We start from the raw sequence: 17,125 nt of genomic DNA, 5'->3' as shown, positions 1-17,125 counted from the left end.
GTTCAAGGGTGGGGTGACTGAAGGGGAAGGAGTCAGGAGTCCGAGCCGGGGGCCTTGCCGGCCGCCCATGCGGCGCCGTTCCAGTAGGCGTCGGAGCTGTCGCCGAGCACGACGTGCTGACCCTTGCTCCAGGTACGCGATGGGGTTGCGATCACGGCGCCGAGGTCGGCGAGGTTCGCGGGCGCCACGGCGCCGACCGGAGTGAAACTGCCGGGAGTACCGGCTGCTGCGCCAGTCGCAACGGTTCCGCCGAGCGGTGTGACCGCGTAGGTCCAGGTGTTGTTGCCGAGGACCATCGGCTTCACGCCGAGTGGGAGGCCGGCCAGCGACTCGGTGTCCGAGATGGACATGTCGTCGTTGCGGTAGATCTCCGATTTGGGTGCGTAGAACGCGAAGTGGTTCTCGCCGTCAATGAAGATGGCCAGGAACGCCGCCTGCGTCGGCACCGGGTCAGCTGGTACACCGACCGAACCATCCGGCAGCGTTGGCGCGTTGGCGCCGAAGTAGAGCTTCAGGGCAGCGGTGTCGAACTGCTGGAGGGTGAAGGTCATCGTCTCCGTACGCGCCGAATACTTGGTGCGCAGGGACTTGTTCTGAAGGCTTCCGATGGTGGTCGCCTCACCGCCTTCGGAGGTGATTCCGAAGACGTCCTCAAGGCTGGTGTGGCCTACGTTCTGCCACGGAGAGGTGGGGACCAGAAGGTCGTCAGGCATGGCGGTACCGACCGGAGCGGTCAGGTAGTTGCCAGAGCCGACAACCAGGGTTGCGTTGTCGTTCAGCGCCAAAGGGCGCACTCCTTACTGGGAAATCTGGGGGAGGGGAAAGGGGCGCGACCGCGGCTTCCGGATCTGGATGTCGTAGATCGACTCGTAGCGCCAGACGCCCGTGGGGAGATCCGCGTACTGGACCGGCCCTGTGGCGGTGGCCCAATCGGAGGCCCGCCGGGGGGCGGAGTTCATGTCGACTCGGGTGATGTGGCCCCGGCCTGGCACGACTCGATGCTTGAGCCAGGCGTCGCGGAGGACGACGCGGACCGCCTCGGAGAGGATCGCGGCATCCTCGTCACCGTTCGGATCTTCGGCGAAGCAGTGGATGACGACCCGGGCGGAGTCCGTGAAGCGGGTGTCAGCCGCCCACTCGCCGAATGATGGATCGCGTCGGACCAGCACCAGAGGGAAGCTCTCGTGGTGGTCGACGAGCGACTTCACGCGGATACCCGGAAGGCTTTTGCGAAGGATCGCGAGCAAAAGGTCTTCGACGGGGGAGAGCTCAGCGAGGGCCTTGATGCGGTCAGGTATGCCAGCCACTTAGTCGAGCTTCACCTTGCCCTTCCGCTTCTTGGGAAGGTTGGAGGCCGTGGCAAGGACGTAGAGGCCATCCATCTCCGGCACGACAGCAAGGAACTTGTTGCCGTGCTTGTCCTCGCGCACCACCACCGTGGACTGGCGGCCGTACTCGATGGACATCGCCGCTTTCTGGCCTCGGTCATCGGAGAGGATGACGTACTTGTCGGTCTTCCCCTCCTCGACGAGGATTTCGGCATGGCCCTCGGCACGGTGCTGTTTGAGGATCTCCTCGGCACGCACCGCAATCTCGAAGGTACGAGCCTCCAACTCCGCCTTAACGCGGTCGTTGAGCGCGATCAGCTTGGTCAGCTTCCGGCCGCCGACGCTTCTGTAGACCGTCGCCATCAGGGCCGCTCCCGAATGTCAATGGACCAGTGCCGGGTCCGGCGGTCTCCGTGGTGGTAGGCCGGCGGGGACACCACGTCCCACTGGCGGCCCGCGTACTCGACGCGCGACCACAGCGAGACGTCCTCAAGGTGAGGATCGACGATCATGCGAGTGACGTTGATCTGCTGCTGGCCGGGGACCTCGGCTTTGGAGGAGCGTTGCGGAATGAAGGCCGCCCGGACCTTGATGGGCCCTTCGGGGTCGGCCACGACGACGGTGTTTCCCCGATTGTCGACGACTTCGACCGTTCGCCACACGCGCGCCTTCTGGCCGCGCCGTCGTTGGATGCTCACCAGGGACTCCCCTCGTCCGCGAACAAGGGGAACGGGTCGCCGCCGTAGTCGACAGGGACAGTGGCTCGGCCGGGCCGGAGCTTCGTTCCCCACGCTGTGATGGGGGCAGAGGTCAGGCCGAGTCGGCGACCGGCAAGCTCCTCCAGGAGCCGGATCTCCTCGCGAGTGAAGTAGACGCTGCCGGCGTCTCGGCCGTGCGCGTCCGACCAGGCGAGCGTCTCGTCCCCGGCCCGGCTCTGTGTGTAGCCGTTCGGATTGCGCATGTAGCGCGCCGCGGACTTCAGCACGAGCGTCTTCACGAGCCGGGGCGCGGTGTCCTCCGGCCAGTCCTGCCCGTACGTGGCCGCCAGGTCTGAGGCGTCCTGCAGAGCGCCTCCCGCGATCCGAACCTCATCCTCGTCCAGCTCCCAGTCAAGGCGGCCCTTCAGCTCGTCGAGCGTCGCGTACGCCATGCGTCAACCTCCTTTCAGGCACGCGGAGAGGGGGCCGGCGCCCGTGTGCGCCGGCCCCAACCAGGCGAGGTTCAGCCGTTGGCGGGGTCGTCCACCGGCTTCGGACGGATCGGAGTCCAGACCTTGGAGTCGGAGACACCTGTGATCTTGGCGAGCTCGGATGCGGCCTCGGGGTAGACGCTCTTGCCGTCGAGCGTGAGCTTGATGCCGCGCACGAAGTGCTCCTGGGAGCTGATGATCTCCTTCTCGGCGGCCTCGTCCCAGCCAACGAGAATGTCCGTGACGCTCCGGAAGCCGTTGTAGACGTTCACGACCGAGCGGTCCTGGAGATACATCGAGTCGTAGTCGCGAATCCACCGGAGCGCGATTCCCTCGAAGCTGGTCGTCGCGCCGTACGGAACCGACTGCGGAACGGACGGGGCGCCGGACAGGAAGATGAAGCCGCTGCTGGCGAACGCGTAGGCCGCGTCGGCGGGAATCGTCTGGTCGACCACGATCCGGAAACCGAATCGCTCTCCAAGGCTTGCGGTGCGAAGCGCGGATTCCGCTTCGGAGTCACCGACGTTCTGCGCGAGGTTGAGCTTGTCGTCGTTGAGGAGGGCTGACTCGAAGTCGCTGCCGACGAGGAGGTATCGACCCTCCTTGGGCGCGTGGAAGGCGTTCAGGACACGCCGGGCCTCAATGAGGGCGGAGCGCAGGTTCTGACCCGCGCCACCGATGGTGACGTTGTACTTCTGGCCGGTGAGGGTCTTCACGGCCCGGCGCTGAAGGCCGCGCGAGACCGCCTTGACCTGCGGCCGGAGCAGCTTCGACCACTGATCGATGTCGAAGTCGTTCTGTTCATCCGTCAGCTTGACCGCGCTGTACGAGTTACCGCCGAACGATACGGCGATCTTGCGCTCGCTGTACTCGTCAAACTGAATCGGCTGGCTACGGTCGTTGCGCCATGCGTAGTCGTGGAAGGGCAGGATGCCTTCCACCTTCATGCTGATGGTGTCGTTGTCGGCACCCTTGAACTGGTCGATGCCGTGCTTCTGAAAAAGAGACGGGACGAGAAGCTCCTGTTCGAGCATCCCGACGGCGGCATTCACGAGCTTCTGTGGCTTAACTACCTGATGCTGAGCGGTGGGCAAAAGGGCTACCTCCGGGCGTGCGTCGGCCCGCGGAGCTGGGTCCGGGGCAACTTGTTCGGGTTTGGGATGGAAAGAAACCAGTTGGCAATTGAAGGATTGGGCTGTCAGCCAGGAGGCACTGCGTTACGCTGCGCGAGTGGACGTTAATGACCTCTGGTTCGTGATAGCGCTAGGGGGCGCTACGAGCTTTGTAACCAGCTTGGTGTCTGTTCTGGTGACCCGGGTATTGCCTTTGTTGAAGGAAGACCGCGCCCAGGAGTTCGTTCGCCGTTACGTCGAACTGCGTCAGGCGCTTGGCAGGAAAGATGGCTGAGGGAAGTCCGACGGTGCGCCGCTCAGTCTCAAATCGAGGACGGCCCCGAACAACGTCGGCGGGCTCAATCAACGCCGGGCTGGGGGGAGTTGGCGGCGGAGCCGGAGTGGTATACATCGCTCAATCCATTGGCCTGGATACACCCACGGGGCGATTGTTGGTTTATGCCGCACCGGTGATCTCTGTGGTCTCTGGTGGGATTCTCCTTGCCCTGAAAGCCCAGGTAGATTGGTATGTCGAACAATGGCAGATTCGGCGTGCCCGCAAGACATTGGAGAAATCTCTCCGATACCCTCACACCTCCGAAGCTCACAAGGAAGAGATCCGAAAGCTTCTTGAGGAGTTGGATGCCACAGTGGCCAGCGTTGAGGTAAGCCGCATCAAGAATTTTGGAGCTGCGACGACACGAAAATGATCAGAAGCGTCGGAATCGTCGCGCCAACTTGCGCGGATCCATCTCGCCGTCGTCATCGTCGGACGGGCTCAGTCCGCCGCCGAGGGACTCTGGGGTCTTGGGCGCGAGAAGGACCGCGAGGGCTCGTGCGTCGGCCTCCAGCTCCTCGACCGTCGAGCCACGCAGGCGCGCGGCCAATTCATCGGGCAGGTTATGCTTCCGCGCCACGCTGCTGGCCGTCAGTGAGTGCTCCAGCTCGGCGTTCTTTGCCTGCAACTCATTGAGCGCGGCTTCGAACTCCTCCGGCGACTTGGCTTCGGAGAGCTTTGCTTCGGCGTCGCGGAGGCGAGTGCGGTAGGAGGCAGCCTCGCCGCGCACCTTGGTCAGCTCCTTGCGAGCCCACTCGGGGAGGTCGCCTTCCGATGCGCCGGCCTGCGGCTCCGAGGAGCGTGATTCGTCCTGGGGCTGCTCGTTCTCGTTGGTCTGCTCATCGGTCGGGGCAGAGGTCTGTTCGGACACGGGTCACGCCTCCTGGGCTGTGGTCGTGGATCGCCGCGCCTCCTGGGCTACGGCCTTGTGTGCTTCGCGCTGCTTCTGGCGGATGAAGCGCCGCCAGGCGCTCACCGCGGCTTTGCCGTTGAGTCCTCGGGTGACCTTGGGCCACAGGGCCTCGTACTCGCGGGACAGGGCGAACAGCTCGGATGAGCCGTACTGCTGCCAGGAGAAGACCGGCATCGCGTAGCAGTGGCAGTTGTCGTGATAGCGGTCGCCGTCCGCGAAGGTGGCGGACTCGCGGCTCTTGTAGACCGGGCCTCGGCTGATCAGCATCGCGCACCAGCCGCACGGCGTCCCCGTGCGCGACAGCCGAACGTACCCGAGTGAGCGGCGATCACGCCGCATGTGGTTCCACGTCGTTGACCGGCCACCGTTCATCGCAACTCGGCTGGCGGCTGCCGCCTGTTGGGCACCCGCCTGGCGGTGAGCCTCGGCGCGCTGGCGATCGGCGTCCTTCGCGGCCTGCTCGTCGTCGACCTGGGACAGCCGCCGGTCGAGGTTCTGTGGGCCGAGCGCATCCAGGACCGTGCGGAGTTCCTCCTCCGCCTCCCGCTCGATGCGCTCCTCTTCCTCGCGGAGTCCGTCGAGCTCCTCGACGAGCACCCTCTCCCAGTCGTCGTCTCTGTCGTCAAGCTCCGGACCGTCGTCGACCTTGGGCGCCGCCGGGGCGTCCTGATCGGAGGGGCTGGACTCGTCATCACGGGCGGACGGGGCTTCCCCGGACTCGCCGGTCGCGGCCCCGCCCGCCTGATCGTTGCCGGGTGAATAGGTGCCGGCCAGCGCGGCGAACTCCCGCCGGAGGTCGCCGAGCGTGACGTGCGTCGGCTCCGGGTGGTACGGGTCGGCGACGGTGCGGCCCGTCTGAAGAGCACGAGCGAGGCGGTAGTACGCCCGTGCCAGATCGCGGGACATGCGCCGCCTCGACATCACCAGCGTGATCGCCTTCCGCAGCCACCCCGACGCCGTTGCCGCGCGCTGCGAGGCCGGGACCTCGTTCCACAGGGACAGTGCCTCGGCCGTCGTCTTCGCGCCGATCTGGCTCAGCGCCGCGTGGAAGGCCGCTGATGCCCGATCGGTCTCCGCTTGCCGTGCCACACCGGTCATGCCGCAGCCCCCGCAGACGCGGCCGGGACGTCAGGCGTGGCGCGGGTCAGCGCGGCGGCCAACTGCCCTACAGAGTCGTCCTCTTCGGCCTTCTGCTCCCAGTCCTCAAGCTCTGTCTGCGTAACGCCGGGAACCCGTCGCCACAGGCCACGGGCCGGGATGCCGAGCTGCTCGCGGAGCTTGCCGAGTGCATCGGCGGCTTGAGCCAGGGAACGCGACTCCATGTCGCGCCAGATGACCTCGCCCTTGAAGTCCGCGGCGGAGTGGCCGGACAGTTCGGCGGCCAGGCGGAACACTCTCTCCCAGCTCTCCCCGAAGGCCGTACGGAACTCCGCGATCTTGCGTGACAGGGCGGTCTCCGCAGCGAGCAGGGCCTCGGCCGACAGATTCGCAATCTGGCCGAGTAGGTGGTGCGGCGGGGTCTGGCTGACTGCGGCCAGGTGCCTGATGGACATGTCCACGCTGTCGATGAACCCGCCGAGCGGGGTCTCGTCGAGGCTGCCGAACTTCACGTCCGGGTCCTCGGCGAAGAGGAACCTGCGTGCGTTGTGGTTGATCGGCAGGGGAATGGGGTTGCCCTGCTCGTCGAGGACCGGCTCACCCGTTTCGGGATCGCGCTGTATGGGCGGTGCCATCCCCGTGGCTGTCCGCACCTTCACCGAGGCGTACGTCTGCGCCACGAGCAGGTCGAAGATGGTCTGATTGATTCGGTTTTGCAGGGCGATCATCGGTTCGATCACGCCGAGCGTGCGTCCCTCAAGGTCGACGAGGGACGCGAACCGGGTCACCGGACATTCTGACGAGCCGTGCCTCCGCAGCCGGATGACCGTGGTGCTCTTCTCGTCGTCCAGACTGCGGAACGTCACGGCGTACTCATGCGCGGCATCCCACATACGCGCCTTGCCCCGCGTATCGCCCGACGGCCAGGCCGTGACCGTCAGCGCTGCGTGTGGAGTGTCGTCGTTCGCCGGGTCTTCGTACAGCGCAGCCGTCCGCTGCGCGGACAGCCCCTTCGTGCGAACCAACCCGTCTTTGTCGTCCCGCTCGGTGGCGGTGAAGGCGTGGCCGTACGCCAGAGCCCCGCGATAGACGGCGGCCTGGCGAGCGTCGAGACGCGACCGCTGCCAGTGCTCCCATTCCGGCGAGGTCGTCTCGACCTCGGCCGGCAGCCCTTCGGCGGTGCTGCCCGGACGGAACCCATCGACGTACAGGGCCTGGGCCGGCGTGCCGACGAGCAGGGGCATCCAGTTCGAGACCGCGCGCCGCGCGAGGAGCCGGTACTCGTCGTCCGCCTGCGGCGGCATGTACGGGTCGTCATGGCGGCCGTGGAGGTAGTCGTCGATCCTCTTCAGGCGGTCGCCGTCCCGGTTCAGGATGGCGAGGAGCTGCCGCGCGAGTGCGGCAGGCGACACGGAGGCAGCCAAGTAACACCACCTTGCTGAGATCTCGCAATCGGTCAAAGGAAAAAGCCCCGGCCGGTCCGCTTGCGGACCTTCCGGCCGCGGGCGCGGAGATCGAACAGGGCCTCGTGCGCGAGCATCAGGGCCGCGTACGCGTCGACCTTCTTGGGGGAGTCGCGGCTTTCCTTGCCGAAGCTCACCCCGTAGTTGTTCGTCCGGCGCCGGGCGTTGAGCACATGCCGGCGCAGCTTGAGGTCGCCGTCGTGTACCAGCTTCCGGTCGAAGATCGTGCGCATGAGGCGCTCGTTCGCCAGGGTCGACGCCTTGAGGCTGGTCCTCATGTCCCAGCCGATCGCGTCCTTGCCGGGCGCCTTCACGGCCAGGCCCTCGCCGTACGCCTCCGACCACTCGGAGATGTACGACTCCCACAGCGCGACGTCGGCGTAGAAGCCCTGCACCTCGAACATGCGGAAGGCGTCGTGCACAGCCGAGTCGACCTGGGCGCGGGGCACCTCCCAGTCCTTGCCGGCCGGGCCGTCCGGCTTCTCCCACAACCCCAGCACGAAGGCGCACATGTCACTGACGCGCAGTGCCATCAGGCAGGTGCTGTCGTCGCGGAGACCGCCGTCGAACCCGAGTGTGATCTCGTCACCGGGCTGGAGCTGCTTGTCGTCGTCGCGCAAGACATCCCACTGGGCCGGCCCGAACAGGGCGTCCTCGGAGGCCACGATCTGGTTCAGCCACATACGCCGGGAGCGGCTGGGCGCGATCGTCGTGTCGAGGATCGACTGAAGGATCGTCTCGATCCTCAACCAAGTTGCGTCACCACGGATCTTCGGCAGGACGATGCGGATTGCCTCTGGTGTCAGGGGAGTTGCCGGGTGCGCCTCGATCGAGTCGTACATGAAGCCGACGTCCGTGGCCCGGCCCTCGCGGATCTTCTCGAAGGCTTCGCGCATGCGCTCGGCCACGGAGTCTTCGCCTGGCAGGTACGCGTTCGTGATCGCCAGATAGCGCGAGTCCTTCTTCGTCGCGTTACCGTCGATCGTCTCGTACATGCGGTCACCGTTGTTGCCGGTCACCCAGTGGTGCGTCTCGTTGAGCACCGTGAACGTGACACGACCACCTTCCAACGCGCGGAAGGAGCTGGTGACCGCCTCAAGTCGTTGCCGGCCGCCATTCGCACGGATCAGCTCGGCGCCCGCCTTGATCCCGTACGTCTCGATCATCTTGTCCGAGAGCAGGGACGGCATCAGAGTCATGGTGTTGCGGGTCTGGTCGCGGGAGACGGCCGCGATCTGTACCCACGCCTGGGGGTGAGGGACGCCCACCGGCTGACCGTCCGATCCCCAGTGTGAGAAGCGGCTCGGGCCGACGAATTCAACGAGCGAGACCACGGCCAAGAGTGGGTCCTTGCCCCAGCCCTTGAGCCTCTGCAACACACCCTTGCGGTAGATGAAGCGGCCGTTCTCGTCGACCGCGTACCACCACAAGACGAAGCGGAGTTGCTCGCGCGTGAAACGCCAAGGTCCGCCGTCCTCGGCGTTGAGGAACTCGGCGGCCCAGCCGGCGATCTGCCAGCCGAGTGTGCGCGCTGGGAGCTTCCACGCGCCATCCTGTTCCCGCAGCCACGTAGGTCCCAGGAAGGTCGGTTCGAGAGCGTCAAGTTCCTCGGGGGTCAGTTCGGCGATGAACCTCACCCCCGAGTCATCAGATCAACTCGTGCAGATGTCAGTGGTGTTGGCTACTATGGATGCGGTTGACGAGACCTTTGGAAGGCATGGTGCATCCGTGAAGATGGCTCACCTCTACGGCGCTGCGGCCGAGTCTCAATAGGCGCGCCTGGCCGGCGCTCTCCTATTGCGACGCCCGCTGGGCGGCGACGCCGTAACTGGCATCGAGCGGTGGGGTAACCCCTGCCCTGGTCCAGGTGACGGCGCTCTAACCGAGTAGGGAGGGCCTTCCTTGTCTGCAACCACCTCAACCTGCGACCACCGCGTCTACCACGTTGTCGTTGTCGCCCTGATTTCCGTGATCGTCGGGCTTGTCACTGGGATCGGCCTCGCCGCTCTCGGACAGGCCCCGTTCACCGCCGTGGCTTCCGGGGCGGGTGCTCTCGCCTTCACCTTTTGCGCTGGTATGAGTGCCGTCACGCATGTAAGCAAGACCCAGTAGCACGGGCCGCACCGGGGGCGGCCTGTTGAGGCCGCCCCGGTCAGCCGCTCAAGAGAGCCCGAGATCCTGCCTGTAGTCGGCGATGGCGAGGACAGCCGCGGACTGTTCCTCAGGCTCGGGCTCGTGCAGTTCGATCCGAACGCGGCGCCTGTCTCCCTCGGCGACGAGGAGTCGCTCGAACGCTGAGTAGATCGTCTGAAGCATCTGACCGCTTCGCTTGCCGCTCTTCTTGTAAAAGCTCAGGTCTTCGCACAGCGAGTAGGCAAAAGCCCAATCGCTGTTTTGGTAGAAGTCGGCTTGCCCGCTGGTCTTCAGGGAAGACCACAGGCGGCGAGCGATCGGATGCCACTCGCGGTCTGCATTCGGGATCTTGACTTCTCGTAGCGTGCCCTTGGTGACGGGCTGGACATCGCTGCCCTTGCGCTCTCGGGGGCGGGCGAGATCCGCCTCCCGGTTTGGTACGGGGCCGGGGATCTCGCCCACCTCCTTCCAGGTCATGGGCCCCCGAGGGAGGGGAGAACCTCGGGGGCCGGCGCGGCTCGACAGGCTTGAAGCCCGGAGCTCTGCGCGCTTACAGCAGGCCGGGATGTGTCTCGGTCCTGCGGAATCTGCGGTTCTGGCGTCGTCGTACGGCAGCCTTGGCCGCTGCTCCCTCTCGGGAGGACTTGACCCGGTGATGCCACCCGCAGAGCGATGTCAGGTTGGCTTCTCGATGGTCGTCACCGGGTCGAATGTGGTCCACGTCGGTGGCATGCTCGGCACACCGCACGCCGTATTGGTCTCTGGCTGTGCACTGATGGCCGTCGCGATAGAGGACGCGGCGTCGGATCTGAGCCCAATTCGCGGGCAGGCGTTCCCTTCGACTCGAAGTAGACCAAGCCAATTGCCCTCCCTATTACTTGACTTCCCTCAAGGAAGAGAGCAGCGGCGAAGGTCTTCTCCGAGGGGCCCCGAAGGGGCCAACAGAGAAAGTCGCAGCGGCGAAGAGGATTCGATCTGTGGGCCCCGGAGGGGCCCCAATGGGCAAGGAAATCAAATTCACTCAAGCCTCTACCTATATATACGGAGCGAGGGCCCAGTTCCGGAAACGAGCAGCGAGTGACGCCCGCCACACCTCATGGCAAGATCTTGGCTCACGAGTCGTCATGCTGGACAGTGAGTCAAAGCATCGCGTAGGTTGCGCAGCGTCGAAAGAAAACGGCCCCGGGTCGCAGGTGCGGGAACACCTCGCCGGGGCCGACACCGAGAGGGGTTGTCTCTCGATGCGAGTGCATCGTAACCGGCACGCGAACGCCTTCGTGGTGGTGCCGAACCGAGCCGCCAGGCACAAGAAGCTGTCCCTGGTCGCCCGCGGGCTCCTGGTCCTGCTCCTGTCGCTCCCCGACCAGACCAAGGTCACCGTGGAGAGCGTCACCAGCGACGTCGAGGAAGGCCGGCAGGCTGTAGCCAAGGCGTTCCGTCAACTCGAAGCCGCTGGCTACCTTCGCCGCGACCGCTACCAGGACCCGGACACCGGCCGCTGGCAGACGGAGACCCACGTCACCGATCTTCCGACTGACCACATCCCGACCGTCGGTGAACCGGGCATCCGGACCGTCGGCGCCTCTCCCAAGAGAGAGAAGAACCAGGAGAAGAACCTCCTCCCCAACCCCTCCGCCGCTGGCCGCGAAGGCAGCGAGCAGGCCGAGGCCCGTCAGGAGGAGGACGAATCCAACTCCAACCACGACCCGGCTGACGCCGAAACCGGCCGCGCCGCCCAGATGCTCGCCAAGCTCTGTGAGGCCGACCGGCGCCTGAAGCTCAGCACGGCCGAGGTGCTCCGCCTGGCCCCGCTCGCCGTTGCCTGGCTCGCCGAGGGTCACAGCACCCTGAAGATCGCCAACGCATTGACCACCCGACTTCCTGAGCAGGTCGACAGCGCCGCCGCGCTCATCTCCTACCGGCTGAAGAACCAGATGCCCGCCCGGCCGCAGCCGAAGCCGAAGCCCGCCCCGGACACCCGCGCCCGCTGCGAGGTCTGCCGCGCACCCTTCCCGCTCGGCCGCCGAGGCACCGTGTGCGGCGCCTGCCGTGACGAGCTCGACCGCGCCGCCGCCTTCCTCGGCGCTGGCACCGACATGCCTGCACCCCAGGTCGACGAGGCCGCCGACACCAACACGCGGGGCCGCGCCCTTGTCCGCGCAGCCCTGGCCGCCTGACCGCCACCGGTAGACCTGAAAGGCAAGTCCATGTCCTCGATGCACATGCCCTGGTACGCCCGCTCCGTCTTCACTGGTGGTCGTCCGCTCGTCCTCGTCGCTGCCCTCGTCATGTCCGTGCCCGGAGAGATCCGCATGGCTCAACTGGCAGGCTGGCAAGGCTGGATTACCTGGCTCATGCCGGTGTCCATCTCGGCTTACGCCGCATGCGCCGCCGTCATCTCCGAAGTGCGCCGTCGCGCCCAGGCCCCAGGCCGCATTACTGCCACCATCGGCGCCGGAGCCGCTCTCGGGCTGGCACTGTCAGCTCAGGTTGTGGCACACCTGATTGACGGGGGCTACATGGCAACTTCGGCCATCCTCGTCGCCGTCGTCTCCGCCGTACCGCCCCTCGTCGTGGCACACATGCTCCACATGGCGGCAACCCCGCCGGCCGCGGTGACAGCCGAGCAGCGCATCGCCGAGCTGGAGGAGACCCTCCTCCTTATGACAGCTGACCTCGCCGAGTCACTCGACCTCGAAGGCCGCGTCCTCGTCTCCAAGGCCCACGGTGTCAAGAACACCCTCAACGAGTTGGCAGAGGAGGCCGAGGGGTTGGCAGCCGAAGCGGATGAGCTGGCAGAGGGGCTCATCGGTGAAGTGGCAGCCGCAGGGGTGGCAAAGCCCAAGCCCCGCCGTAATGGCAATGCCAAGCAGGCTGTCCCCCTGGCAGTCGTGAAGGAGACCGTCGCCGCCATGCTGTCCGAAGGGGCGAAGGTCAACGGCAAGACCCTGGCAGGACGGCTCGGCTGCTCCGAGCGCACCGGGTACCGCTATCTCGGCGCAGTGAAGCCCGCCTGATCGACTGGCTGATAGTCAACGCCTTGACCGGTAAAATCCTTGACTGGTCAAGGCGTTGACTGTCACAGTGGTCTGCATGACGGATGAACCCGTGATCTTCGAGTACGCGATCCTTGTCCCCGACCCGCAGCTCTTGGGCGGAAGGGAAATTGCGAACGGCATCGCCGCCGACTGGACTGGAACGGCCCACGACCTTGGCCGCGACGTCCTACAGCGTTGGCGGGCGGAGCACCCCGAAGTCCACGATGTGGCAGTGGAGGTGAATGGCAGTAACGGCGTCTACGTCGCAGTTGACGACCCGACGCCGGCCAAGCCCTCGGTGCACGCCCTCGAAGTGGCCATCGAGGCGAAGCTAGTCGCCGACCGCATCGCCGAACGAGCCGGTGAGGAACTGGCGGAAGCGATGCGCAACACCAATCGGGACGGTCTGTCGAAGAACAACGTCGCGGACAAGGTCGGCCGAGTGATGTCTCGTCCGACGGCGCTGAAGGCGCTCAGGAGGTGACGTCGTCCCAGGGTGCGGCGGCCCTTGCTGGCGCACTGACAGTCTGACGATTGGCGCGTTCCTTGACATGTGTGCGGGTCCGTTTGCCCAGGTGGCAGGCGGGCCCGCGCCCTTGACCGACCCTGGAACCGTGGCAGTTTTCGAGCGGCTAAGACGTGGCGGTGCGGCGATTTCCGTACCGGGGGTCATACCCCCACCCCGCACGGTCCGGCCGAGGACTCCGCTACCCTCGCGCGCCACACACCGACGCACACCCCCCGCACCCCCCAAGGCAGACAACCGACCCGTGATTGCGAGACTTGCGCTCGTTCGCCGTCGTGTGTCAAGCTCTGACCCGTCGCCAACACCGACCGGCCGCAAGGCGGGCAGGCAAGGCGGCAAGCGGACGGGCCAACGGGCAAGGCGCACAGCGCAGAACCCAGGCCGGACCGCTTCGAGTTCCAGTGAAAGCGAGAACTTGACTCACACGGAAGCCGCCGACTACGGTGGGGACCACGCCGAACCGGGCAACCGAGAACGGGCCGCACGATACGGCGCCGCCAACTGCCAGGCATGGCGGTCAAGTTGCAGCGAATGCGAGAACTTGGCAGGCCGGGGTAGATCCACTAGGGTCGGAACCACCGCAAGGCCGACAGGCCGGACGGAAATGACCATCACGTCAGCATCCGGGCATCGGGTGCCCCACCCCCGAGGGAGCGGGGGGCCGCTCTGCAAAGCGAGCTGTTGCAGGAGTACGGCAAGGTCAGCGCGAGAAGCGAAGACCGTAGTGCCCGAGCGCTCCGAGTGCGTCGAACTCGGGCCTGGCTGGGTGACTGGCCAGGGGCGGCCGGACCGAGGCCACCCCGAGAGGGGTTGGTACAGAAAGGCACCGCCCGATCCTTGAGAACTCCACAGTGAACGCGAATATTCGCAGCCATCGTGCCGTCTGAAATGCCCATGTGGGGCGGGCGGTCGGCGTCCTGGAATGCCCATTGGGGCGGGATGTCTGGCTGTGCTGATCGAAGAGAAGCGACGGCGCGACTGCGCCCGACACATTGCCGAACGTGAATGCACCCGCCGGGCTCCGGTCCGGTGGGGTGCTGCGACTCAAGCGAGAAGGTGTGGCGCTTGAGTGGCAGCACTCCATCAAGAGGTGGGGTGTGCGTCGGGGTCGGCCGAGGGTCGACCCCTATCTGAAATGGGGATACATGTCCGCCACCACGTTCAAGGCTCAGGGTGTCAGCCTCGCGAAGAAGGCCGACGTTCTGACGAACCCGGACCTCTGGGAGCAGAACGCCAACCTCTCGAACCGGCTCTTCGAGGTGGCTCGTGAGCTGGATGCGCTGAAGCGTCAGGTCGCTGAGGCCGAGAAGGGCGAGATCGAGCTGATCCGCATGGTGTTCGCCATGGCTGACCAGCGTGAGCTTGCCGCCCTCGTGGCGACCGCTCGTCAGGTCGTCATCGACGATCTGAAGTGCGAACTGGCGCAGATGACCGCGTACCGAAACCACTACAAGGCTCAGGCCGAGGAGTGGCGGCGCAAGTACGAGGCGCTGCGCGTTTCTTAATGCTCGATTGCGAGAACTTAGCAAAGTGGCAGTCGCTCTCATCGGAAGTGTGAGCGGCTGCCCGCCGAGTTCAGCCGCTGGTGCCCGATGTGCTCGGGCCAGAAGTCCAGGGCCTTTGCGGGCGTCTGGCAACTGGCCAGCTAGGCGAAACGCCTCGTCCCCGCACGCCAGCGGTGGGCGAGGTGTCCGGCCGGGGTGGTGCCCGGCTGCTGATGAAGCCAGCCAGCTTCCGATCCGAACTGCGAGGACACATGAAGCGCCGTACCTTCCGAATCACCCTGGATGAGGTGTTCGGCGGAGACACGCTCGAAGCCCCGAGCTTCTTTGAGCTGTGCGGTGAGGTCGCCCGGCATGAACACGGGAACTGCACCGACAACACGTGCGAGATCCCGAGCCTGATCGAGCACGGCCACTACTTCGCCGCTGTGCATCATCTCGCCGGAGCCTCTGAGTTCCCGGCCGTGGATGCCCTGTACGCGAAGTACAGCAAGTCACTGACGATCCGGCGATGTGACAAGGACTCCCGCGAATGGTGGGAGTTCGTCGAACCGTTCAGCGTGAAGTGCCACGACTGCGGGGCGATCGTGTACGGCAACCCCGTGGACGAGACCTTCCCGGACGACACCTGCGCTAGCTGCTGGAAGCGGGTCGGAGTCGAATCATTCATCGAGACGTTCCGTGACTCGGTAATCGAGTCTCTGCTGTGGGCCACGCTCGTGTGGGACGCGGATGGGGCCGACGTGGGCAACGCCGAGGACTACTTCGACGAGGGTGACATCCCGTCCCAGAAGTACGACGAGATCGACCAGACGTGCCGAGCTTTCGTGGCGCAGAACTGGGAGATCCTCGGCCACTACCAGCACGAGGCGCACAACCTTGGTCACGAGTACCTCGTCATGGCCGCGCACCTGGACTCCGGCTTCTTCCGGTACGTGTCCGCCGAGCACGGCGAGGCCCTCCGCGAGAAGGCCAAGGCCGACTCCCTGCCTGAGCTGCACGCCTACGAAGGCGACGACGGTGAGTTCTACCTCGACTGACGGCACCTATGCGTAGGCGAAACACCCCTCCGGGGTGTCCGGTCGGAGTGGTGTCCGGCTGCTGACGATGCCAGCCCGCATTCATCCCAAGGACTACACAATGAAGCTGCCCTTCATCACTGCTGCACTGGCCCGCCGTCGGGCTCGGGCTGAGCTGCAACTTGCCGTTCGGAACGCCTATTTCGCCGTTCTTGACGAGAACGGCCGCCTGAACGCAGAGCTCGACGAACTCCGCCGACGAGCCGCGGACGTTGCCGAGAAGGGCTTCGCCGTCCTGCACCGCCGCTCCGCGATCGAGGACGCCGTCCACACCTTCGTCGATGTTTTCGACGATGGGATGTTGGCCTCCATGGTCGGTACGGCCTTTACCTGCGCCGAGGTCGACGCGATCGCGGGCGTGCTCCTCGCAGCCGGTCGAGAAGAGGCCGGGGTGACCTGGCTGGAGTGCCACGCCGAAGGCGACGAGTACGGCGACGCCCACAACCAGGGCGACGAACTCGACGAGGACGACCCCCAGCCCACCGCCGTCGACATCCGCGAGTACGCCCACGACCTCGCGGCCTGACCAGAAGACCACCGCGGCCCATGCCGGCCGCAGCCGGGGCAGTGGTGTGCCTCGGTACCTCCTGGGCCGCCCTGTCTGCTGGCGGGGCGGCCCGCTGACGACACCTCCCCGAGCCTGAAAGACCGACATGGACAGCACCAAGGACTCAATCCGAACCGTTCTGAAGATGTGCCGCGAAGTCGCCGTGTGGCGCGAGGACTTCGACCCCGGCACCGCCGAGTGGTACACCCTGGTGGCCCTTGCCCAGGAAACGCACAGGCTCCTGATCAGCCTGCCCGCCGAACTGCTTCCCGAAGAGGAGCAGCCGAGCCCGGCCATGGCCGAGATCCTCGACGCCCTCCAGGAATTCGCCGAGGAGGACGCCAAGTGACCTGGCGATACGACGTGTACGTGTGCCCCGACGCGAATGCCCCGAGCCACGGTCTCTACTGCCACGACCGCATGGAGAAGGTCGAGGGGACCTTCCTCGACTACGGGTACCGCGACGCCTTTCGGCTCGCTCACGACCGAGCCGAGGAAAGCGGGCACGCGGCCGTCTGGACGACGTCCCCGCACACCGGGAACACCGTCCTTTCGTACCAGCACATCCGCGGTGGCGGCCCCTGTGAGACCTGCCCGGCGAAGGTGCGCGGGCGCGGGCCTTGGACGACTCACGTCCTCGGAGATCAGTTCATGTGCGCTGACTGCGCCACCCAGGCCCGGCGCCGCGTCGCAGCAGATCACCTCTGGTCCGAGGACGAATGCCCCTGGTACTGGCCGGTCCTCGACCGCGCGCTGAAGGACTAGTTCATGACCGACCGCAACACCGAACCGTGCTGCGAGTGCGGGCTCGTGCCCGAGCTCCTCGACGAAGACCTGACCTGCACTCCCTGCCGTGCACG

General features: G+C 66.0%; 21 protein-coding genes and 2 other RNA genes. 11 read left to right on the top strand and 12 right to left on the bottom strand.

The annotated features are described in order from the left end of the window. Positions 1–32: 32 nt before the first annotated feature. The 6 genes from B073_RS0101790 to B073_RS0101765 form a co-directional block, all read right to left on the bottom strand. Positions 33–794: a hypothetical protein gene (locus B073_RS0101790; RefSeq protein ID WP_420706409.1), complete on the bottom strand. Its 762-nt coding sequence runs from the start codon at positions 792–794 to the stop codon at positions 33–35. Positions 795–797: 3 nt separating this feature from the next. Continuing rightward, positions 798–1,307 (bottom strand): hypothetical protein, encoded by a 510-nt coding sequence (locus tag B073_RS0101785; protein WP_018536376.1) that lies wholly within the window; start codon positions 1,305–1,307, stop codon positions 798–800. After that, positions 1,308–1,691 (bottom strand): DUF5403 family protein, encoded by a 384-nt coding sequence (locus B073_RS0101780; protein WP_018536375.1) that lies wholly within the window; start codon positions 1,689–1,691, stop codon positions 1,308–1,310. Further along, a complete protein-coding gene (locus B073_RS0101775; protein ID WP_018536374.1) occupies positions 1,691–2,026 on the bottom strand; it encodes a head-tail adaptor protein in 336 nt (111 codons plus the stop codon). Before B073_RS0101775 ends, B073_RS0101780 begins: the two co-directional genes overlap by 1 nt. Further along, on the bottom strand, positions 2,023–2,478 hold the full coding sequence (locus tag B073_RS0101770) for a hypothetical protein (RefSeq protein WP_018536373.1): 456 nt from the start codon (positions 2,476–2,478) through the stop codon (positions 2,023–2,025). The genes B073_RS0101775 and B073_RS0101770 overlap by 4 nt, the downstream gene beginning before the upstream one ends. A gap of 71 nt (positions 2,479–2,549) precedes the next feature. After that, a complete protein-coding gene (locus B073_RS0101765; RefSeq protein WP_026246952.1) occupies positions 2,550–3,611 on the bottom strand; it encodes a hypothetical protein in 1,062 nt (353 codons plus the stop codon). A 419-nt stretch (positions 3,612–4,030) separates the two neighbouring features. On the opposite strand from B073_RS0101765, the gene B073_RS43475 reads away from it, so the two are divergent. Continuing rightward, positions 4,031–4,339, top strand: a complete 309-nt coding sequence (locus tag B073_RS43475; protein WP_078507851.1) for a hypothetical protein — start codon at positions 4,031–4,033, stop codon at positions 4,337–4,339. Here the strand turns inward: B073_RS43475 and B073_RS0101755 are convergent, their stop codons facing one another. From B073_RS0101755 to B073_RS0101730, 6 genes are all read right to left on the bottom strand, one after another. Continuing rightward, the gene (locus tag B073_RS0101755; protein ID WP_018536370.1) at positions 4,340–4,837 is read right to left on the bottom strand and encodes a hypothetical protein; all 498 of its coding nucleotides are present in this window, start codon (positions 4,835–4,837) and stop codon (positions 4,340–4,342) included. Between the two features lie 3 nt (positions 4,838–4,840). Then, positions 4,841–5,977 carry a hypothetical protein gene (locus B073_RS0101750; RefSeq protein WP_018536369.1) on the bottom strand — a complete coding sequence of 379 codons (1,137 nt, stop codon included), beginning with the start codon at positions 5,975–5,977 and terminating at the stop codon, positions 4,841–4,843. Next, a complete protein-coding gene (locus B073_RS0101745) occupies positions 5,974–7,401 on the bottom strand; it encodes a phage portal protein (RefSeq protein WP_018536368.1) in 1,428 nt (475 codons plus the stop codon). Before B073_RS0101745 ends, B073_RS0101750 begins: the two co-directional genes overlap by 4 nt. A 32-nt stretch (positions 7,402–7,433) precedes the next feature. Next, positions 7,434–9,077, bottom strand: coding sequence for a hypothetical protein (locus tag B073_RS0101740; protein ID WP_018536367.1), 1,644 nt, complete (start codon positions 9,075–9,077; stop codon positions 7,434–7,436). Between the two features lie 280 nt (positions 9,078–9,357). After that, positions 9,358–9,534, bottom strand: a complete 177-nt coding sequence (locus B073_RS46190) for a hypothetical protein (protein ID WP_158690077.1) — start codon at positions 9,532–9,534, stop codon at positions 9,358–9,360. A 66-nt stretch (positions 9,535–9,600) separates the two neighbouring features. Further along, entirely contained in the window at positions 9,601–10,050 is a 450-nt protein-coding gene (locus B073_RS0101730) for a hypothetical protein (protein WP_018536365.1), read from the bottom strand. A 764-nt stretch (positions 10,051–10,814) separates the two neighbouring features. Here B073_RS0101730 and B073_RS0101720 point away from each other — a divergent pair. The 10 genes from B073_RS0101720 (at position 10,815) to B073_RS0101685 (ending at position 17,030) form a co-directional block, all read left to right on the top strand. Beyond that, positions 10,815–11,750 (top strand): hypothetical protein, encoded by a 936-nt coding sequence (locus B073_RS0101720; protein ID WP_158690076.1) that lies wholly within the window; start codon positions 10,815–10,817, stop codon positions 11,748–11,750. Positions 11,751–11,780: 30 nt separating this feature from the next. After that, positions 11,781–12,590 (top strand): hypothetical protein, encoded by an 810-nt coding sequence (locus B073_RS42635; RefSeq protein ID WP_018536363.1) that lies wholly within the window; start codon positions 11,781–11,783, stop codon positions 12,588–12,590. 76 nt (positions 12,591–12,666) lie between these two features. Beyond that, positions 12,667–13,095 (top strand): hypothetical protein, encoded by a 429-nt coding sequence (locus tag B073_RS0101710; protein ID WP_158690075.1) that lies wholly within the window; start codon positions 12,667–12,669, stop codon positions 13,093–13,095. Between the two features lie 1,187 nt (positions 13,096–14,282). Further along, entirely contained in the window at positions 14,283–14,642 is a 360-nt protein-coding gene (locus B073_RS0101705) for a hypothetical protein (RefSeq protein WP_018536361.1), read from the top strand. Positions 14,643–14,784: 142 nt separating this feature from the next. Further along, positions 14,785–14,870, top strand: an RNA gene (locus tag B073_RS43210) — hammerhead ribozyme type II. A 23-nt stretch (positions 14,871–14,893) separates the two neighbouring features. Beyond that, positions 14,894–15,679, top strand: coding sequence for a hypothetical protein (locus B073_RS0101700; protein WP_018536360.1), 786 nt, complete (start codon positions 14,894–14,896; stop codon positions 15,677–15,679). 14 nt (positions 15,680–15,693) lie between these two features. Continuing rightward, positions 15,694–15,759: hammerhead ribozyme type II (locus tag B073_RS43205), an RNA gene on the top strand. 20 nt (positions 15,760–15,779) lie between these two features. After that, the gene (locus B073_RS42630) at positions 15,780–16,244 is read left to right on the top strand and encodes a hypothetical protein (protein WP_018536359.1); all 465 of its coding nucleotides are present in this window, start codon (positions 15,780–15,782) and stop codon (positions 16,242–16,244) included. A gap of 166 nt (positions 16,245–16,410) precedes the next feature. Next, on the top strand, positions 16,411–16,614 hold the full coding sequence (locus B073_RS0101690; RefSeq protein ID WP_158690074.1) for a hypothetical protein: 204 nt from the start codon (positions 16,411–16,413) through the stop codon (positions 16,612–16,614). Next, positions 16,611–17,030, top strand: coding sequence for a hypothetical protein (locus tag B073_RS0101685; RefSeq protein ID WP_018536357.1), 420 nt, complete (start codon positions 16,611–16,613; stop codon positions 17,028–17,030). The genes B073_RS0101690 and B073_RS0101685 overlap by 4 nt, the downstream gene beginning before the upstream one ends. Positions 17,031–17,125 lie beyond the last annotated feature (95 nt).

The organism is Streptomyces sp. MspMP-M5, assembly GCF_000373585.1.
GTDB lineage: Bacteria > Actinomycetota > Actinomycetes > Streptomycetales > Streptomycetaceae > Streptomyces.
This window is presented reverse-complemented; position numbering and strand designations above follow the sequence as displayed.

What these genes read in the sequence shown, in the direction of transcription:
- B073_RS0101780 (WP_018536375.1), bottom strand. Translation starts at nt 1,691, where the DNA reads ATGGCGACGGTCTACAGAAGCGTCGGCGGCCGGAAGCTGACCAAGCTG.
- B073_RS0101770 (WP_018536373.1), bottom strand. Translation starts at nt 2,478, where the DNA reads ATGGCGTACGCGACGCTCGACGAGCTGAAGGGCCGCCTTGACTGGGAG.
- B073_RS0101750 (WP_018536369.1), bottom strand. Translation starts at nt 5,977, where the DNA reads ATGACCGGTGTGGCACGGCAAGCGGAGACCGATCGGGCATCAGCGGCC.
- B073_RS46190 (WP_158690077.1), bottom strand. Translation starts at nt 9,534, where the DNA reads ATGCGTGACGGCACTCATACCAGCGCAAAAGGTGAAGGCGAGAGCACC.
- B073_RS0101730 (WP_018536365.1), bottom strand. Translation starts at nt 10,050, where the DNA reads ATGACCTGGAAGGAGGTGGGCGAGATCCCCGGCCCCGTACCAAACCGG.
- B073_RS0101720 (WP_158690076.1), top strand. Translation starts at nt 10,815, where the DNA reads ATGCGAGTGCATCGTAACCGGCACGCGAACGCCTTCGTGGTGGTGCCG.
- B073_RS42635 (WP_018536363.1), top strand. Translation starts at nt 11,781, where the DNA reads ATGTCCTCGATGCACATGCCCTGGTACGCCCGCTCCGTCTTCACTGGT.
- B073_RS0101710 (WP_158690075.1), top strand. Translation starts at nt 12,667, where the DNA reads ATGACGGATGAACCCGTGATCTTCGAGTACGCGATCCTTGTCCCCGAC.
- B073_RS0101705 (WP_018536361.1), top strand. Translation starts at nt 14,283, where the DNA reads ATGTCCGCCACCACGTTCAAGGCTCAGGGTGTCAGCCTCGCGAAGAAG.
- B073_RS0101700 (WP_018536360.1), top strand. Translation starts at nt 14,894, where the DNA reads ATGAAGCGCCGTACCTTCCGAATCACCCTGGATGAGGTGTTCGGCGGA.
- B073_RS42630 (WP_018536359.1), top strand. Translation starts at nt 15,780, where the DNA reads ATGAAGCTGCCCTTCATCACTGCTGCACTGGCCCGCCGTCGGGCTCGG.
- B073_RS0101690 (WP_158690074.1), top strand. Translation starts at nt 16,411, where the DNA reads ATGTGCCGCGAAGTCGCCGTGTGGCGCGAGGACTTCGACCCCGGCACC.